The sequence below is a fragment of the Aeromonas sp. SER genome, assembly GCF_038739615.1.
GTDB lineage: Bacteria > Pseudomonadota > Gammaproteobacteria > Enterobacterales > Aeromonadaceae > Aeromonas > Aeromonas jandaei.
The window spans coordinates 246,120-263,822 of record NZ_JBCGFC010000006.1 but is presented as its reverse complement, the minus strand read 5'-3'; the positions used below and the strand labels follow the sequence as shown (position 1 = coordinate 263,822).

Here is a 17,703-nt window from a genome sequence, read left to right as displayed (position 1 = left end):
GGAGTGGGAACACACGAAACTGGACACCGATAGGAGCCGTGATGCTGAACCCAGAGCGGTCAGAACCAGAAGAAAAACAAGCGGCTTAAAACAGGGTTACGCGACAACTATCTTGAAAAACGCCGCCATGCTCCCAGTCCTTTTTTATTTTTTCCATTTACCCCTATGCCAACGCCATATCCCCTCTCCCTCTGGGAGAGGGCAGGGTGAGGGCGGGTAGGGTGCAAAGAACGAAGTGAATTGCACCGCTGATATTGAGCTGGCAAAAGGTGTAATGCGCTTCGCTTATTACACCCTACGCAGACGCTCTGCCTGTTTGCCTTCTGTCTGTTCCCCATCACGGCTGCCTCTGGGTATTGGTCAGCAAATGGGCTGCACTTGAGCCACACTTGCTGACGCCCTGAACGGCCCATTTATCATGCAGAGCGAGCAGCCGATAACCGGATAGCAGGGGGAGAGTGGCATTCTGGCTGACAGGATTTTCGCCGTGTGCCAAGGTAGCGCTTCACGCCGACTCGACAACGCCGTTTGGTGGGCAAGCAAGAGTGACGCAGGCAAGAAGAGAGGATGACCTCATATGGGCAAAGAGAGTGATCCGGTCAGGATCTCCGACCTCAGCGAGTCTGTGGTACACGGGATTCTGGAGGTGATCAGCGACGGCATCTGGGATTGGAATGCCAATACCGGCTTTGTCTATCGCAATCCCGGCTGGTATCAGATGCTGGGCTATGAACCGCACTCCCTCGGCAATACCGTCTTTACCTGGGAGAGCGTGATCCATCCCGATGACATTGCGGCGGTGATGGCGAAGTTCGATCTCTGTCTCAATGGCAGCGCCCATGAGTATCGTGCCGAGTATCGTTGCCGCACCCGCGATGGCGACTACCTCTGGATTGAGGATTGCGGCCACATTATTGCCCGCAATCCCGATGGCTCGGTGGCGCGGATGATCGGCGCCCATCGCAATATCCACGCCAGCAAGCTGCTGCAGGAGCAGCTGGAGCGGCGCAACCACTCGCTGGAGCAGCTGATCGCCGAGCGCACCGCCGAGCTGGCACAGCTAAACGATGAGTTGCTGCGGAAGGTGGACGAGAATCGCCTGCTGGCAGAGACCGATGCGCTGACCGGCGCCGCCAGCCGTTATCGGCTGGAGCGGGCGTTGCAGCTGGAGTGCGAGCGGGCACGGCGCTTCCATCAGCCCTTCACGGTGATCGCCATGGATGTGGACAACTTCAAGCAGATCAACGACAGCTATGGCCACCACACCGGGGATCAGACCCTGATCAACATAGTGGCGCTGATCCGCCGCCATATTCGCGAGATCGATCTGCTGGCCCGCTGGGGCGGCGATGAATTTATGGTGGTGCTGCCCAATACCCGTCATGCCGAGGCACAACTGGTGGCGAGCAAGTTCCAGCTGCTGTTGCAGCGCGAGACGATCTGCCCTCACGGCCCGGCGACCCTGAGTTTCGGGCTGGCGGAGTATGAGCAGGATGAGCAGAAGGAGAGCCTGATGGTGCGTGCCGATCGGGCGCTCTATCAGGCCAAGCTGCAGGGCAAGAACCGGATCTGCTGAGGGCGGGACGGCAAATGGAAAGGGCCGCAGGCGTGAAACCTGCGGCCCTTTTGCATGGGATCGCGGCCGCCTTAGAAGTGGTAGCGAATGCCCAGCTTGAGGGTGTCGAGGGAGTAGTGATCGTCACCCAGGGTCATGGCGTTGAACTGGCGCTCGTAACCAATCCCGGCGGAGATATGGTCGTTGAAGGCGTAGTCGATGCCCACTTCCAGATTGGGGTGAACGGTACCCTTGGTCTCGCTGCGGCGACCCTGAACACTCATGCCGAGGATGGTGCCGTTGCCGATCATCTCGATTTCGGTGCTGGTGTAAGCCACGCCCGGCTTGGCGTAGGCGCTGAAGCCCCAGGCCAGCGGCTGGCTCAGCTTGGCGGCCAGGCTGATGCTGCGGGTGTCGATGGTGGTGTCGGTGAAGCCGGTCAGGCCCGGGCTGGTGATCCACATCAGCTGGCTCATGCGCTGGGCATGCAGACCGCTTTCGATGGCCAGCCAGTCGTTGAGGTGGTAGCCGACGATCAGGCTGCCACCGTCGAGCTGGTCGTCGATGATGTTGGCGTCGTGCGCTCGCTGGGCCACGCCATCCAGATCCATTTTGGAGGTGGTGAGATCCAGACCGAGATACCAGCCCTCGGCACACGCGGCGCCGCTGAGGGTGAGACCGAGCAGGGAGAGGGCAACTGCACTGTTAAACTTGTTCATGGATTATCTGTCCTGATGTGTGAACTGCGTGTGATTGAACTCTTTCATCCATGAAAGTTATTAATATTTCCTGCACTCCTGTATTCGAGGCGGCGCAGTATAGTCAGCTCGTTTTTCAATAACAACCCGTGTGCCGGCTGTGATTTGCTACAAATAAAAATCGGCGCAAACAATAACTGGGTAATTAATGATTAATTTAGAGTTATCACTTTATTTATAAATTACCAAAATAAACGAAATAACCGTGACCGGGCTATTTGCTGGCCGATCGGCCGGAGGGGGTTGATATCCCTTGGGTTTCTTTTTCGCTCCGCAAGGAGCATCTGATTGCAAACTGAATGATGATTAATCAGTTGTAAATGAGGTCGATTGCCAACTTTTTGTTGTTATTTTGACCGGTCGGATCTCGTCGCTGGCGGCCAAAATTTTTTGGCTGGTTGCATTTTTTATCTGCAAAAGGCGATGTTTGACTCTCTTTGTTGCTGCATTTTTGCTCGACAATGGTCGCTTTTGCTGCATGTCGTTCATCTGCTCTCTGGCTGCCCCAAGAGGAACAAGGGCCGACTTGGCCGAACCCGACCGGCCGGTTGGCCACGGCGCCGTTTGCTGATGGGTGAGACGAAAAAAGGGGGCGGGCAGGGTGAGTCGCTATTTTATGAGGGGGCGCACAGCGGCCTGACGACAACTTTGAAGGGCTCCACATTCTGATTATCTGGAGTGTGTTAGGGCAATATTTTGCCGAGCGTTTCGCTATTGATTAAATCTTTATTATTGCGGCGCTGGTCACATCGACCAATTCTATTTGCCGGGGGCGACTGATACGCTGCCGAATCCCGATTATGAGAAATAACAATCAGATGTAATCGGGTCGTCACGGGTGCTGCAACAAGGATAATAAATATGTCGACAATATTGATTCTGGTGGTGGTGGGGCTGGTCGCCTACGCCATGCTCAAGCGGTTCAATCCGCAGGCGACCTTGCTGACCGCGGGTCTGGTGCTGCTGGCGTATGCCCAGTGGGTGGGGATCAATCCGATCCTGCCCGCCGAGAACAGTCAGGGCTTCTGGTTCTTCGATCTGTGGGAGAAGTTCGCCATGGTGACCAACTCCCGCCTCGCCTCCACCGGTCTGACCCTGGTGGCGATTGCCGGGGTGGCCACCTACCTCAACCAGATCGGCGCTTCGGCGGCGCTGGTGAAGGCCACTTCCCGCCCCATCATGGCGCTGAAGAATCCCTATGTATTGCTGGCGATCATCCTGCTGCTGGTCTCCATCCTCTATGTCTTTATCACCGGGGCGACCTCGCTCTCCCTGCTGTTGATGGGTACCCTCTATCCGCTGCTGCGCAATGCCGGGATCAGCGCCAAGACGGCGGTGGCGACTATCGTTATCCCCACCGCGTGGGAGTTTGGTCCCGGCCAGATCAATGCGGTGATCGGTGCCAAGGCGATCAATATCGAGGTGATGCCGTTCGTGGTGAACCATCAGCTGCTGTTCCAGATCGCGCTGCTGGTGATCATCCCCTTCGTCAATATCGTGTGGCAGCGCTACTGCGACCGCAAGGATGGCCATGATACCGCCGCCGAGCGGGGCAAGTATCTGCACGAGCTGGAGGCAAAGCACGAGAACACCCCGGGTTACTACGCCCTGCTGCCGGTGATCCCCTTCGTCTTTCTGTTCGGCTTCTCCGAGCTGTTTGTCAGCGCCATCAAGATGACCATTCCGGTGGCCATGATGTCGACCATGACCCTCTGCATCATCATTGAGGCGTTGCGCTACCGCTCCCTCAACAAGGCGTTCGCCAATTTCGAGGCCTGGCTGACCGGCACCGGGATGATCTTCGGCAGCGTGCTGACCCTGATGCTGGCGGCCGAGTTCTTCTCCGCCGGTCTCACCAATATCGGCGCCATCACCCAGCTGATCGATCTGGCCAAGTCGTTCGAGCTCAACCCGCTCGGGCTGTCGCTGGTCTTCTCGCTCTTTATCCTGCTGACCGCCTTTATCACCGGCTCGGGCAATGCCCCGGTGATGGCGTTTATTCCCATCGTGCCGCTGGTCTCCAGCCAGTTCGACATCAACCCGCTGTTGCTGCTGGTGCCGATCCTGTTCGCGGCCGGCATTGGCCGCACCATCTCGCCGGTGGCGGGGGTGATCATCACGGTCTCCGGCATCGCCAACCTGAGTCCGGTGGATGTGGTGAAGCGCACCTTCGTCCCCATGATGGCGAGCATGGCGGTGGTGATGGCGCTGACGGCCATTCGCTATATCTGATTGGGTTGCCATCTGCTGACGCCTGCCCTGTGGCAGGCGTTTTTCATGGCGCAAAAAAGAGTAGAGCGGTGCTTTTGCAAGCGCCGCTCAAGATCAGGAAAAAGGAAAAACCTTGCGGTTTAAAAAATACAAATTTGGAAGCAAACAATCGATTTCTAAACCAGGAAGGGTCTTGAATTCGATACGACAAAAGTATGCGTGATGAGCTATGCAGCACTAGCAAAATGTTTTCCGGTTCAAGGATATGCGCTGGCGGGTATCAGATTTTGCGACCGCTGGCCGGAACTGGTCAGGCCTCGGCGCCATTTCAGCCGTTTACGAGCGACCACCATCTTTTTGGTGTCAATATCTGAGCCTTGGCGGTAAAAATAGAGGCGACCCCGCTGCGGCATAACCATGCAGTCACGATGCAACTACAAGGATGAGTCCCGTGAGCTACAGCCAGACCCTGGCCACCCAGATCATCGATACCCTGAAGAAGACCCTGACCGACAAGGGGATCCGCTATCAAACGCTGGCGGAGGCGATGGGGGTCTCCATTGCCACCATCAAGCGGATGATGAACAAGCCCTCCCTGCCGTTCGATACCCTGCTGGAGATCTGCCATCTGGTGGGGCTCTCGTTCGAGGAGCTGCTGGAGCGCACCCAGGATGCCCAGAGCCGGCGCGCCGTTTTCACTCAGGAGCAGGACGAGGCGTTTCACAACGAGCCGGGCCTCTACGCTTTTCTGGCCAACATCTTCTGGCGCGACAAGACGTTGATCGATCTCAAGCGGGAGTACGGCCTGACCGATGCCTCCTGCTACCTCTATCTGCGCAAGCTGGAGAAGCTCGGCATCCTGCAGCTTGGCATCGACAACAGCTACCACTTCCTCATCAGCGAGCGGATCAGCTTCGAGCAGCACAGCCGCTTCGCCCGCCAGCAGGCGCGGCAGGCGATGTCGATGCTGGGGGAGTATCTGGTGGAGAACATGCACAAGTCGAACAACTATCTGGCGCTCTGCCAGCTCCACCTCAACGAGAGCGAGGCGATGGGGTTGATCGAGCGGATGAAGGAGTACTGGCATCAGGAGCTCAAGCTCAACCGCCCCGCCATCGGCCAGCAGGAGCACCGCAAGACCTACACCATGTCGCTGCAACTGGCCGACTGCGGCTATCAGAGCTTTGACGACATGATCCCCAATATCGACAACTGATCGCGGCGGATCCTGCGGGATCCGCTCTGTTGGTGCTGGTTATTCCGTGAATTGAACGGTCTGCGATCTGCTTGTGGCCGGTTGCAACGCCCGGGTATCGAGGCAGATACGGATGGCATCCGGCCGCCAGTGTTCGATATCGCAATCCACCAGAGCGCCCCGCTCGTCGTAGTTGACCCGCACCAGCCGCAGCACGGCGCTCCCCTCCGCCAGATTGAGGGCGCGGGCGATGGCGCCGCGCGCCGCCGAGGGGGTGATCTCGAGACTCGCCCCACCCTGGCCTATGCCATAGCGCTGCTGATAGAGCTCGGTGAGGGAGCTGGCCAGCGGTGCGCTGGCGATATCGGGAAAGCGACTCGCCAGCAGATGGTGGCTGACATGGAGCACCGGGCGGCCGTCGATCAGGCGCTGGCGGCGAATTTCATACAGCGGTGTAAAAGGATCCAGCCCCATCCAGCGGCAGAGCTCGCTGCTGGCGAGCTCGCTACCGTGGGCCAGCACCCGGGTTTCGGCGGTGCGCTGCTGCTCGCCGATCCACTGGTGAAAGTGGGTGTGGATGGCGGGATCGTAGGTGAGCCGGGGCGGCGCAACGAACCAGCCGCGCCGCTCGGCCCGGTAGATAAGGCCATCCGCTTCGAGGCTGGAGAGCGCCTCCTTGATGGTGATGCGGGTGGTAGAGAAACGCTCGCTCAGGGCCCGTTCGGCGGGCAACTGCTGCCCGGCCGCCAGCTGACCGCTGCCGATATAGCGGCGCAGGGTCTGGCAAATCTGTTCACACTTGGAGGCGCGGCCCTCAGCCACGACCCGTTCGCTCAATCTCGGTTCAATCACGCTCATGTCCCTGTCGCTCATTCTGGCTGTACGGGCTGGCCTGGCCCTTGTTGGTTCAGCCCTTGCTGGAGTAGTCCAGCTTCACTTGGGTTCAGAGTTGTAACCGCTGTGGATGACAGCGACATGACAGGGAAATTGTCATCAAACTGCCATCAAAGCGCCCCGCGACCGTCATATTTCCCCTCTAGCATCCCTCTCGAACCTTAACTGACCTAGTCCAGAGGGATGGGATGATGAAAAGCGTGATCGCAAGTGCACTGGCTCTGGTGGCCATCAGTCAGCCACTGTTTGCCGCCGAAAATATCGCGGATCTCGAGAAGGCCGCTCGCGGCGAAGGGCAGCTCAGCAGTATCGGCATGCCCGACAGCTGGGCCAACTGGAAGGATACCTGGCAGCAGCTGGGCAACATCTACGGCATCAAGCATCAGGATACCGACATGAGCTCGGCGCAGGAGATCGCCAAGTTCGCCGCCGAGAAGGCCAACGCCACCGCCGACATCGGCGACGTGGGCGGTGCCTTCGGCCCGGTTGCGGTCAAGCAGGGGGTCACCCAACCCTACAAGCCCTCCACCTGGGCTGACATTCCCAACTGGGCCAAGGATGCGGATGGTCACTGGATGCTGGCCTATACCGGCACCATCGCCTTCCTGATCAACAAGGATCTGGTCAAGGCTGCCCCCACCAGCTGGCAATCCCTGCTGGGCGGCAACTACAAGGTGACGCTGGGTGATGTGGGTGTTGCCTCGCAAGCCAACAACGGCGTGCTGGCGGCGGCCTATGCCACCGGTGGCAGCGAGAAGAATCTCAAGCCCGCCCTGGAGTTGTTCGGCAAGCTGGCCCAGCAGGGTCGCCTGTCGCTGAACGACCCGACCATCGCCAACATCGAGAAGGGCGAGGTGGAAGTGGGTGTGCTGTGGGACTTCAACGCCCTCAACTACCGCGACCAGATCGACCCCAAGAAGTTTGAAGTGGTGATCCCGAGCGACGGCTCCGTCATCGCCGGTTACACCACCATCATCAACAAGTGGGCCAAGAACCCCAACGCTGCCAAGCTGGCGCGGGAATACATCCTCTCCGATGCCGGTCAGATCAACTTGGCCCGCGGCTATGCCCGCCCGATCCGCAGCAACGTTGCGCTGCCGGATGACGTGAAGGCCAAGCTGCTGCCGGCCGAGCAGTATGCCAAGGCCAAGCCGGTGCAGGATCACGCCGCCTGGGAGCAGAGCTCCAAGGCCCTGCCGCGTCAGTGGCAAGAGAACGTCATGATCTACATGCAGTAAGGAGCGGCCAGTGCAACACAAGGTGATAGTGGTACTTGTGGATGGCCTCTCTGCCGGGGTAGCCCATGGGATGGGCTACCTCGCAGGCATGGTGGAGGCGGAGCGTGGCCTCTATACGACCCTCAGCTGCGCCCTGCCATCCCTCTCCCGGCCTCTCTACGAGTGCATCCTGACCGGCGTCCCGCCGGTGGCGAGCGGCATCACTCACAACGGGGTGAGTCGTCTCAGTCTGCATGACTCCATTTTCCATCTGGCCCGCGCCGCGGGTAAACGCACCGCGGCGGCGGCCTACTACTGGGTGAGCGAGCTTTACAACAAGAGCCCCTGGCTGGCGGCCCGCGATCGCTTTACCCACGACGAGCAGCTGCCGATCCAGCACGGCTGCTTCTACTGGGATGACAACTACCCCGACAGCCATCTGCTGATGGATGGCGAGTGGCTGCGCAGCCAGTACGATCCCGATTTTCTGCTGATCCACCCGATGGGGGTGGATGATGTGGGCCACAAGTTTGGCTTCGACTCCCGCCAGTACCGCAATCAGGCGCGCCGCATGGACAGCCTGCTGGCCGACCTGCTGCCCCAGTGGCTGGCGGAGGGGTATCAGGTGGTAGTCACCTCGGATCACGGCATGAACAACGACCTGAGCCACGGCGGCACCCTGCCGGAAGAGCGCACCGTGCCGCTCTGGCTGTTTGGCGATGCTTTCGTCGAGCGCTGGCCGGATGGGGTGGCGATTGCCCAGACCCAGCTCTGCGCCCTGATGGCGGATCTGCTGGGGGTTTCCCACGACAAGCCGGCAGCGCCACCGCTGCTCAAGGCCGCCTTTATGCGCGAGGTGCACTGATGATGCCTGCAACCACCGAGATCCTGGTGGATCAACCCGTGGCAACCAAGCAGAAGGTGCGCCGCCACTGGCTGCCCGCGCTGGTGCTGCTGCCCTTTATCCTCTTGATGATCCTGTTCCAGCTTGCCCCCATGGTGTGGGTGCTGGTGGGCAGTTTCCAAACCCCGGATGGCTGGGGCATCGACTACTACCGGGAGATTTTGAGCTCCCCCTTCTACCTGCAATCGTTCGGCAACTCGCTGCGCATCGCCGGTATCGCCAGTCTGGCGGGGCTTGCCATCGGCACCCTCGGGGCGGCGGCGCTGCGCCACAGCGGCGAGCGGGTCAAGCGGGTGCTGCTGGCCTTTGTCACCATGACCGGCAACTTCAGCGGCGTGCCGCTGGCATTCGCCTTCATCATCATTCTCGGCATCAACGGTGCAGTGACCCTGCTGCTGAAATCCTGGGGATTGATAGACGGCTTCAACCTCTACTCGGGCAGCGGCCTTATCCTCATCTACACCTACTTCCAGATCCCGCTCGCCCTGCTGCTGCTCTATCCGGCCTTCGATGCGCTGCAGGATGAGTGGCCGCAAGCGGCCGCGCTGCTCGGCGCGAGCAAGGGGCAGTATGTGTGGCACGTGGCGCTGCCGGTGCTGACGCCTGCGCTGCTTGGCACCCTGATCATCCTGTTTGCCAACGCGGTGGGGGCCTATGCCTCCGCCTACGCCCTCACCACCGGCAACTTCAATCTGGTGACCATCCGGGTGGCCAGCCTGGTCTCCGGCGATATCTTCCTCGAGCCCAATATGGCGGCGGCGCTGGCGGTGATCCTGATGGTGCTGCTGGGGGTAGTGACGGCCGCCAACCAGTGGCTGCTGAAAAAGAGCTATGTGAACAAGGGGCAATCCCATGCATGATTTGACGCCGCGCTGGCCCAAGTGGGTGCTGGGTGGGCTGGTCGCCACCCTGCTGCTGCCGCTGCTGGCTACCTTTCTCTACTCCATCTCCACCCGCTGGGGGGCGACCCTGCTGCCGGATGGCTTCACCCTCGACTGGTATCTCAAGCTGTGGGGCGACCCGCGCTTTCTGGCGGCCTTTGGCCGCAGCCTCCTGGTCTGCTTCGCGACCCTGCTGCTGGGAACCCTGGTGCTGGTACCGACCGTGCTAGTGGTGGCCTACTACTTCCCCAAGCTGGATCCCTGGATGAACCTGTTGATCCTGCTCCCCTTCGCGGTGCCGCCGGTGGTCTCCTCGGTCGGGCTGTTGCAGATCTACGCTGACGGCGTGCTGCCGATTATCGGCACGCCGTGGATCCTGATCGGCACCTGGTTCACCGTGGTGCTCCCCTTTATGTACCGGGCGCTGGCCAACAGCCTGCAGGGCGTGCCGCTGAAGGATCTGATGGATGCCGCCCACCTGCTGGGGGCGAGCAGTCGGCGCGCCTTTCTGCTGGTGGTGATCCCCTGTCTGCGCAAGGGGCTGCTGGCGGCGCTGTTTCTCTCGCTCTCCTTCCTGCTCGGCGAGTTCGTGTTTGCCAACATGCTGGTGGGTACCCGTTACGAGACCCTGCAGGTCTACCTCTACAACATGCGCGCCACCTCGGGCCACTTCACCAGCGCACTGGTGATGAGCTACTTCCTGCTGACCCTGCTGCTCACCTGGGCGGCCAACAGATTTCATCGGTGAATCAACATGTTCCATCTAGAAGTGAATCAATTGCACAAATCCTATGGCGACACCAAAGTGTTCGAGGGGATCGAATTCGGCATTCGCAAGGGGGAGCTGGTGACCCTGCTTGGCCCCTCCGGCTGTGGCAAGTCAACCCTGCTGCGGGCGCTGGCCGGGCTCACCCCGGTGGATGGCGGTCAGGTGCGGGTGGCTGGTGAAGATATCACCTGGCAGGAACCCCAGAAGCGGGGTATCGGCATGGTGTTCCAGAGCTATGCGCTCTTCCCCAACATGACGGTGTGGGACAACGTTGCCTTCGGCCTCAAGATGAAACCCCAGCCGGGGCGGGATCTCGCCGCCAGCGTGCAGGAGGCGCTTGAGCTGGTGGAGTTGATCGGTTTCGAGCGCCGCTATCCAGCCGAGCTCTCCGGCGGTCAGCGCCAGCGGGTGGCGCTGGCCCGAGCGTTGGTGGTGCAGCCGCGGATCCTGCTGCTGGACGAGCCGCTCTCGGCGCTGGATGCCCGTATCCGCCGCAGCCTGCGCCAGCAGATCCGCGAGATCCAGCAGCGCCTTGAGCTCACTACCATCTTCGTGACCCACGATCAGGAGGAGGCGCTGACCATGTCGGACAGGATCTTCCTGATGAACAAGGGATCCATCGTCCAGAGTGGTACGCCGGAGGAGATCTATACCCGTCCCGCCAGCGAGTTTGTGGCGAGCTTTATCGGCAACTACAACCTGCTTGGCGCCGAGCAGGGCAAGTCGCTGTTTGGCCCCCGTTTTCAGGGCAAGCTGGCGCTGCGACCCGAGTCCCTCTCCCTGCTGCCGGCTGGCACCCACAGCGACGAACCAAACCTGCCGGGGGTGATCAGCGGGCAACAGCTGCTTGGCAACGTGATCCGCTATCAGGTGACCTGCGAGGCAGGCGTGCTGACGGTGGATTGCCTCAACCGCTCGGCCCGCGAGCTGCTGCCGGTGGGGCGCTCCGTGACCCTGGTAGTGGCCCGGGATCTGCTCTGTGAGGTAGCATGAGGCCGTATTTCATTTCCATTTTCACTGCGAGGAGCGCCCATGGCACTGGCACTGTTTGATCTGGACGAGACCCTGATTGCCGGGGATTCCGCCAGCCTCTGGCTGGAGTACATGGTGGCCGAGGAGCTGGCCCCCGCCAGCATGATTGCCGAGGAGCAGGGGATGATGTCCCTCTACCATCAGGGCAAGATGGACATGCACCAGTACATGGCCTTCACCCTGCAACCGCTGGCGGGCAAGACGCGCCAGTGGCTCGACTCGCTCTGCACCCGCTTTGCCGAGCAGGTGCTGCGCGAGCGCATCTACCCCGAGGGGTTGGCACGTATCGAGTGGCACCGCCAGCGTGGCGACGAGCTGGTGCTCATCTCCGCCTCCGGCGAACATCTGGTGGCCCCCATGGCGCGGATGTTGGGGATGGAGCACTGTGTCGCCATCCTGCTTGATGAAGAGTCCGGCATGCTGACCGGCCAGACCCGCGGCACCCTCAGTTTTCGCGACGGCAAGGTGGCCCGCATCAACCAGCTCTTTGCCGGGCGAGAACAGCTCTGGCAGGGAAGCTTTGGTTACAGCGACTCCCACAATGATCTGCCCATGCTGCGGGCGGTGAGCCATCCCCATGCGGTCAATCCGGCCCCCGCACTGCGCCAGCAGGCCGAGGATCTGGGCTGGCCCGTGCTGGAGTGGCAGCTTTGAACTCCGGTTGGTGGCGATGAAAAAGTGGTGATGAAAAAAGAGAGAGGCCGGAAGGCCTCTCTCTTGTTATCTGAGCGCAGCTGTTGGCTGTCATGCCTCGTTGGCGCGTAGCGGCTCCTCATCAGACGCCTTGTCCGCGGGACGCGGTTCATCCGGCAGTGCTGTCTGTTCGCCGTTTTGCGGGAAGCAGATGCGGTTTTTCCCCTCCCGCTTGGCGCGATAAACGGCGTTGTCTGCCAGCTCAATCAGATCTTTGCCCGACATACCGGGTTTGCTGAAGGCGACGCCGCCGCTGATGGTGATGGTGAGATCCACCTCGCGCCACTCCAGCTGCTCCACCCCGATCCGGAAGGTCTCCAGCAGGGAGGGGAGCATGGGTTGATCCTCGCCGTAGCGGAAGATGAGCACCAGCTCTTCGCCACCATAGCGGCAGAACCAGCCCCAGTCGTGGAACAGTCGCATGCCGAGTTTGCCCACCCGCTTGAGCACCACGTCACCGGTCTGGTGGCCGAAGGTGTCGTTGACCCGTTTGAAGTTGTCGAGATCGAACATCACCAGCCCGAAGGGGTGGCCCTGCTTGATCTGCTGTTGCAGGCACTCGTCGAAGAAGCGGCGGTTGTAGAGGCCGGTGAGCTTGTCCTGATTGGCTTGCAGCCGGATCTGGGCGAAGTCCTGGCTGGCGGCATCCATCTCTTCGTAGACCTTGGCCAGCTCCAGCATGCGGCGGCCGTTGTAGGCGATGCCGCCGGAGCGGCTGGCCCGGATCAGCAGGGTGATCTCGCCCAGCATGCGGCGGAAGTAGCGTGACCAGAGCATGGCGAGCAGCAGATAGAGTATGCAGGCAACGCCGATCATCAGCTGCACGTTGATGGAGACGCTGTCGATCACCCGTTCCATGCTGGCGGTAGGCTCGACGCTGAGCAGGACCCAGCGCTGCTCGGGAATGCGGTTGTAGGCGACCATCTGGCCGCTTGCCTCATCGAGGAAGAAGCCCTGATCGCCCTTCATCCGTGTCAGCCATGTAGGGTCGGCCAGCGGCTTGAAGACGCGGGCTCGATCCGGGTGCGCCAGTACCAGCCCCTCGTGGTTGATCAGCATCTGATAACCCCGCCCGTCGTGATAATCCACACCGCGTTTGTTGTTGAGCCAGCTGGCGAGCGGAGTGAGCTGGGTATCGAGGGAGAGCACACCGACCCGTTTGCCGTCCGGGGTCAGGATGACTCGGGCCAGCGCCATGGTGAGGGTGCCGAGGGTGTAGTCGTAGTAGGGGTCGGTAAAGACAATCTGGCCGGGGTGGCTGGCCGCCAGCTTGTACCAGGGGCGAACCCGGGGATCGAACCTTTCGTCAGCCTGCCATGCCGGATGGATCAGCATCTTGCGATGTTCGGTGCCGACATAGACATAGTCGAGCTCCATCACCTTGTGATAGGCCCGCCACGACTGCAGATAGTGCTCGCCGTTGCGAATGGTCGGCTCAATGAAGTCCTGATAATTTACCTGCTGGTAAATCAGCGTAAACTGGCGTTTGAGCGTCTCCAGATAGGGTTCTAGCAGGGTGTGCAGATATTGGGTATTGCGGGCTACCAGGTTTTGTTCCTGCTCGTTGCGCAGGGTGCGCTCCATATGCAGGTAGTAGATGCTGCCCAGCAGCAAAACAGGGATAAAGAGCAGGAGGAGGCCCAACCGCATGCGGGAGATTAATGACCACGTATTCCTGGACGTACCGCGGGGCATGAAAAAGTCCTTTTTAACTCGTGTGAGACCAGCATATATGATGCCGCTCTGCTCGTCTAAAGGCAGAAAGTGAGAATTTGCTGATGCTCAATCATTCTCTGCTCTGCCATCTCCATGACGGCAGTATTATTCTGCTGCTGCTCGCCCTGTGCATCGAATACCTCATTTTTCGCCGAGGGCTCAACATGGTGCGGGTGCGCCGTCTGCTGGTGGTGGACGGGGTTTCGGCTCTGGCCCTGTTCGGCATCTTTGCCACCGGTTGTCTGCTGGCGCTCGAACATGCCGGCTCGCTGGCGGCTCTCTTTGCCCACCCGGCTCACGGCATGCAGACCCTGCTCTTTCTGGTGATCGTGGGATCGCTCGATTACCCCAGCCGTCTATTCTATCGCTGGCGCCGCTCCCTGCGGTTGGGGCGGGCGCCGATGATCTCCATCCAGCAGCAATTCCGGGTGATCTGGATCCTGCGTGGCAACATGTTGCTGGTACTGCTCTTCGCCCTGTTGGTAAAACATCCACTGCCATAAAGACAAGAGGGTGGGGAGACGGGTATCTTGGATCAGATAACCCGCAAAACGCTGATTTAAGGATGAATCATCATGCGTTCCAATCTGATGTTGCTGATGGCTGCCACCATCTGGGGCATGGGCTTTGTCGCCCAGCGCCTCGGGATGGATCATATGGGGCCATACACCTTCAATGGCCTGCGCTTTCTGCTCGGCGCCTTCTCTCTGCTGCCGCTGCTCTGGTGGCTCAAATCCCGACAACCTGTTGCAGTCACGGGCGATCATCGCCAACTGCTGACCGGTGGTGTGCTGGCCGGACTTGTGCTGTTCTGCGCCGCCTCCCTGCAACAGGTGGGGCTGCTCTACACCACAGCCGCCAAGGCCGGTTTTATCACCGGGCTCTACATCATTCTGGTGCCTGTGCTGGGTTTGCTGCTGCACCACAAGACCGGCACCAACACCTGGATTGGCGCGCTTATCGCGCTGGCCGGTCTCTATCTGCTGAGCGTGACGGATGACTTCTCCATCGGCTTTGGCGATCTGCTGCAGGTGATTGGCGCGCTGTTCTGGGCGATCCATCTGCTGCTGGTTGATCACTACTCCAATCGGGTGGCCCCCATCAAGCTGGCTTGCGTGCAGTTTGTGGTGTGCGGTCTGCTCAGCCTCGTCACCGCCTTCATCATCGAGACGCCGACGGTGGCCGGGGCGGTTGCCGGTTGGCAGGCGCTGCTCTACGCTGGTCTGGTTTCGGTGGGGGTTGGCTATACCCTGCAGGTGCTGGGGCAGCGCGGCGCCCATCCGGCCCATGCTGCCATCATTCTCAGTCTGGAGACAGTCTTCGCCGCCGTGGGGGGCGTATTGCTGCTGGATGAGACGCTGGATGAGCAGACGGTGGCGGGCTGTTCGCTGATGCTGGCGGGGATGCTGATCTCCCAGATCCGGCTGCGCTGGTGGTGGAAGTCGCGCCGCGACAAGGTGCCTGCGACCAAGTAAACCGCGCTCTGCCTGCATAACAAAAACGCCCCGACAGTCGGGGCGTTTTGCATGGTGGCTGTTCGGTCAGGGGCGCTGATCCAGCTCGCGTTCCAGCTCCATGGCCTTCTGGCGGGCCGGATGGGTATTGAGACGCTGCCAGTAGGCTTGCAGGTGCGGGAAGTGGGCCAGCTGGCCGCTTTGCGCCAGCAGATCCACCAGGAAGGAGTTCATGATGTCTGCGCCGGAGAGGCGATCCCCCACCAGATAGTGGCGATTCGCCATCACATCGTTGAGGTAGCCCAGCACCTTGGCACACTCCGCCTTGGCGTAGTCCGGCAGGAAGCGCATCGGGCTGCCATCCTTGCGCACGAACATGTCGAGCAGCAGCGGCAATATGCCCGAGCTTTCGGCGAAGTGGAGCCACTGCAGGTATTCGGCATAGTCGGGGCTATCTTGAGCTGGTGCCAGCCGTTCCGGAGCGTGGCGGGCGATCAGGTACTCGGTGATGGCGCCCGATTCTGCCAGTACCCGACCGTCGAACTCGATGACCGGCGACTTGCCGAGAGGGTGGATGGCCTTGAGCTCAGGCGGTGCCAGAAAGGTGGTGGCATCGCGCTGATACGCCTTGATCTCATAGGGCTGGCCCAGCTCTTCGAGCAGCCAGATGATGCGTTGGGAGCGGGATTTGTTCAGGTGGTGCAGGACTATCATAAGGACCTCGATTCGGTGGCAGGGTGGGGTATACGAGCGGGCGAGGGGGGCGGTTCACCGGCAGTAAAAAAAGAGCGGGCTGATGCCCGCTCTCTCTCGTTGACTGACTTATGCCTCCAGCGCCTGATCCAGATCCGCAAGTATGTCCTCGATCGCCTCGATCCCGACCGACAGCCGGATCATCTCGGGTTTTACGCCAGCCTTGGCCTGCTCCTCCTCGCTCAGCTGGCGATGGGTGGTGGAGGCGGGGTGGCAGGCCAGCGACTTGGCGTCACCGATATTGACCAGCCGTTTGAAGATCTTCAGCGCATCGTAGAAACGCACGCCGGCTTCATAACCCTCCTTCAGTCCGAACGAGAGGATGGCCGAGGGGCGACCGGCCATGTACTTCTCTGCCAGCAGATAGTGGGGGTGACCCGGCAGACCGGCGTAGCTGACCCATGCCACTTTGGGATGATGCTTGAGGTGGTTGGCGGCCCGCAGGGCGTTGTCGACGTGGCGCTCCATGCGCAGGCTGAGGGTCTCCAGCCCCTGCAGCAGCAGGAAGGCGTTCATCGGCGCCAACGCTGCGCCGGTATTGCGCAGCGGCACGGTACGCACTCGCCCGATAAAGGCGGCCGGGCCAAAGGCTTCGGTATAGACCACTCCATGGTAGGAGGGTTCTGGTTTGGTCAGCTGGGGGAAGCGCTCGGCGTGATCCGCCCAGGGGAACTTGCCCGAGTCGACGATGACGCCACCCAGCGAGTTGCCGTGGCCGCCGACATATTTGGTCAGGCTGTGGACGACGATGTCAGCGCCATGTTCGATCGGTTTGCAGAGCACCGGGGTGGCGACCGTGTTGTCGACGATAAGCGGCACGCCGCGGGCATGGGCTGCCTTGGCCAGCGCGGCCAGATCGACGATGTTGCCCGCCGGGTTGCCGATGCTCTCGCAGTAGACCGCCTTGGTCTTGTCGTCGATGAGGGCGGCGATGGCTTCGGCGCTGTCATCCTTGGCGAAGCGCACTTCAACGCCGAAACTCGGCAGCATGTGGGCGAACAAGGTGTAGGTGCCGCCATAGAGCTGGGGTGTGGAGACGATGTTGTCACCGGCTGCGGTCAGCGCCTGAATGGCGTAGGTGATGGCGGCGGAACCTGCCGAGACCACCAGTGCGGCGATCCCCCCTTCCAGCGCGGCCATCCGCTGCTCCAGCACATCGTTGGTGGGGTTCATGATGCGGGTGTAGATATTGCCCGGCACCGCCAGATTGAACAGATCCGCCCCGTGCTGGGCGCTCTCGAACTCGTAGGCCACCGTCTGGTAGATGGGGACGGCAACGGCCTTGGTGGTGGGGTCGTTGGTAAAGCCGTGGTGCAGGGCCAGGGTCGCATCTTTCATCACACACTCCTTGTTGGATGTTGCTTATGGCAGTTATAGATGGATAGACGTCCAATCTATCAGGCCCGTGGCCGTTGTAAACAGCAAGATCCGGCAAAGCAATTGCTCCCGCAGGGATGCGCGTCCCGAGTGGCTGGCACGGCTCGCACTCAGAGGCGGCGGCGATACTCCTTGTCGTCGATCTGGTTCATATCCCACTGCATTAGGCGGTTGAGCTGCTGCATGGGATCTTCGATAAGTGGCAGCGGGCGCGGCAGGATCCGCTTGAAGTAACGGCGCAGGATCTGCTGGATCCGGTTCGGTTTGGGCTCGATGTGATGGTTCATGGTGAGG

General features: G+C 60.7%; 18 protein-coding genes. 11 read left to right on the top strand and 7 right to left on the bottom strand.

Going from position 1 to position 17,703, the window contains the following annotated elements; all coding sequences use genetic code 11:
* Window positions 1-577 precede the first annotated feature (577 nt).
* Entirely contained in the window at window positions 578-1,576 is a 999-nt protein-coding gene (locus AAHA41_RS11875) for a diguanylate cyclase (protein WP_323068700.1), read from the top strand.
* Window positions 1,577-1,647: 71 nt separating this feature from the next.
* Here AAHA41_RS11875 and AAHA41_RS11870 read toward each other — a convergent pair whose 3' ends face one another.
* Together AAHA41_RS11870 and AAHA41_RS11865 are read right to left on the bottom strand one after the other, a co-directional pair.
* Window positions 1,648-2,274: a porin family protein gene (locus AAHA41_RS11870; protein WP_323068698.1), complete on the bottom strand. Its 627-nt coding sequence runs from the start codon at window positions 2,272-2,274 to the stop codon at window positions 1,648-1,650.
* Between the two features lie 345 nt (window positions 2,275-2,619).
* Window positions 2,620-2,802, bottom strand: a complete 183-nt coding sequence (locus AAHA41_RS11865) for a hypothetical protein (RefSeq protein ID WP_323068697.1) — start codon at window positions 2,800-2,802, stop codon at window positions 2,620-2,622.
* 372 nt (window positions 2,803-3,174) lie between these two features.
* On the opposite strand from AAHA41_RS11865, the gene dcuC reads away from it, so the two are divergent.
* Both dcuC and AAHA41_RS11855 read left to right on the top strand, forming a co-directional pair.
* Window positions 3,175-4,545 carry a C4-dicarboxylate transporter DcuC gene (gene dcuC, locus AAHA41_RS11860; protein WP_323068695.1) on the top strand — a complete coding sequence of 457 codons (1,371 nt, stop codon included), beginning with the start codon at window positions 3,175-3,177 and terminating at the stop codon, window positions 4,543-4,545.
* A gap of 430 nt (window positions 4,546-4,975) precedes the next feature.
* A complete protein-coding gene (locus tag AAHA41_RS11855) occupies window positions 4,976-5,740 on the top strand; it encodes a helix-turn-helix transcriptional regulator (RefSeq protein ID WP_323068694.1) in 765 nt (254 codons plus the stop codon).
* 39 nt (window positions 5,741-5,779) lie between these two features.
* Here the strand turns inward: AAHA41_RS11855 and AAHA41_RS11850 are convergent, their stop codons facing one another.
* Window positions 5,780-6,592, bottom strand: a complete 813-nt coding sequence (locus tag AAHA41_RS11850; protein WP_323068693.1) for a UTRA domain-containing protein — start codon at window positions 6,590-6,592, stop codon at window positions 5,780-5,782.
* Window positions 6,593-6,804: 212 nt separating this feature from the next.
* Here AAHA41_RS11850 and AAHA41_RS11845 point away from each other — a divergent pair, with 212 nt between their 5' ends.
* The 6 genes from AAHA41_RS11845 to AAHA41_RS11820 are packed head-to-tail and all read left to right on the top strand — an operon-like array spanning window position 6,805 to window position 12,070.
* On the top strand, window positions 6,805-7,851 hold the full coding sequence (locus tag AAHA41_RS11845) for an extracellular solute-binding protein (RefSeq protein ID WP_033115526.1): 1,047 nt from the start codon (window positions 6,805-6,807) through the stop codon (window positions 7,849-7,851).
* Between the two features lie 10 nt (window positions 7,852-7,861).
* Window positions 7,862-8,695: an alkaline phosphatase family protein gene (locus tag AAHA41_RS11840; RefSeq protein ID WP_323068691.1), complete on the top strand. Its 834-nt coding sequence runs from the start codon at window positions 7,862-7,864 to the stop codon at window positions 8,693-8,695.
* Complete coding sequence (locus tag AAHA41_RS11835; protein WP_040068741.1) at window positions 8,695-9,594, top strand: ABC transporter permease subunit; 900 nt, start codon at window positions 8,695-8,697, stop codon at window positions 9,592-9,594. Before AAHA41_RS11840 ends, AAHA41_RS11835 begins: the two co-directional genes overlap by 1 nt.
* Window positions 9,587-10,363: an ABC transporter permease subunit gene (locus AAHA41_RS11830; RefSeq protein WP_042648076.1), complete on the top strand. Its 777-nt coding sequence runs from the start codon at window positions 9,587-9,589 to the stop codon at window positions 10,361-10,363. Before AAHA41_RS11835 ends, AAHA41_RS11830 begins: the two co-directional genes overlap by 8 nt.
* A 6-nt stretch (window positions 10,364-10,369) precedes the next feature.
* Complete coding sequence (locus AAHA41_RS11825; protein ID WP_323068690.1) at window positions 10,370-11,377, top strand: ABC transporter ATP-binding protein; 1,008 nt, start codon at window positions 10,370-10,372, stop codon at window positions 11,375-11,377.
* Window positions 11,378-11,416: 39 nt separating this feature from the next.
* Window positions 11,417-12,070: an HAD family hydrolase gene (locus tag AAHA41_RS11820; protein WP_323068689.1), complete on the top strand. Its 654-nt coding sequence runs from the start codon at window positions 11,417-11,419 to the stop codon at window positions 12,068-12,070.
* A 90-nt stretch (window positions 12,071-12,160) separates the two neighbouring features.
* Here the strand turns inward: AAHA41_RS11820 and AAHA41_RS11815 are convergent, their stop codons facing one another.
* Entirely contained in the window at window positions 12,161-13,759 is a 1,599-nt protein-coding gene (locus AAHA41_RS11815) for a diguanylate cyclase (RefSeq protein WP_323068687.1), read from the bottom strand.
* Between the two features lie 128 nt (window positions 13,760-13,887).
* Here AAHA41_RS11815 and AAHA41_RS11810 point away from each other — a divergent pair, with 128 nt between their 5' ends.
* Together AAHA41_RS11810 and AAHA41_RS11805 are read left to right on the top strand one after the other, a co-directional pair.
* Window positions 13,888-14,328: a DUF2214 family protein gene (locus AAHA41_RS11810; protein WP_033115539.1), complete on the top strand. Its 441-nt coding sequence runs from the start codon at window positions 13,888-13,890 to the stop codon at window positions 14,326-14,328.
* 72 nt (window positions 14,329-14,400) lie between these two features.
* Window positions 14,401-15,300, top strand: coding sequence for a DMT family transporter (locus AAHA41_RS11805; RefSeq protein WP_323068686.1), 900 nt, complete (start codon window positions 14,401-14,403; stop codon window positions 15,298-15,300).
* Window positions 15,301-15,366: 66 nt separating this feature from the next.
* Here AAHA41_RS11805 and AAHA41_RS11800 read toward each other — a convergent pair whose 3' ends face one another.
* The 3 genes from AAHA41_RS11800 to AAHA41_RS11790 form a co-directional block, all read right to left on the bottom strand.
* Window positions 15,367-15,993, bottom strand: a complete 627-nt coding sequence (locus AAHA41_RS11800; protein WP_323068685.1) for a glutathione S-transferase family protein — start codon at window positions 15,991-15,993, stop codon at window positions 15,367-15,369.
* A gap of 108 nt (window positions 15,994-16,101) precedes the next feature.
* Entirely contained in the window at window positions 16,102-17,370 is a 1,269-nt protein-coding gene (locus AAHA41_RS11795) for an aminotransferase class I/II-fold pyridoxal phosphate-dependent enzyme (RefSeq protein WP_323068684.1), read from the bottom strand.
* Between the two features lie 149 nt (window positions 17,371-17,519).
* Window positions 17,520-17,696: a hypothetical protein gene (locus AAHA41_RS11790; protein WP_104015927.1), complete on the bottom strand. Its 177-nt coding sequence runs from the start codon at window positions 17,694-17,696 to the stop codon at window positions 17,520-17,522.
* Window positions 17,697-17,703 lie beyond the last annotated feature (7 nt).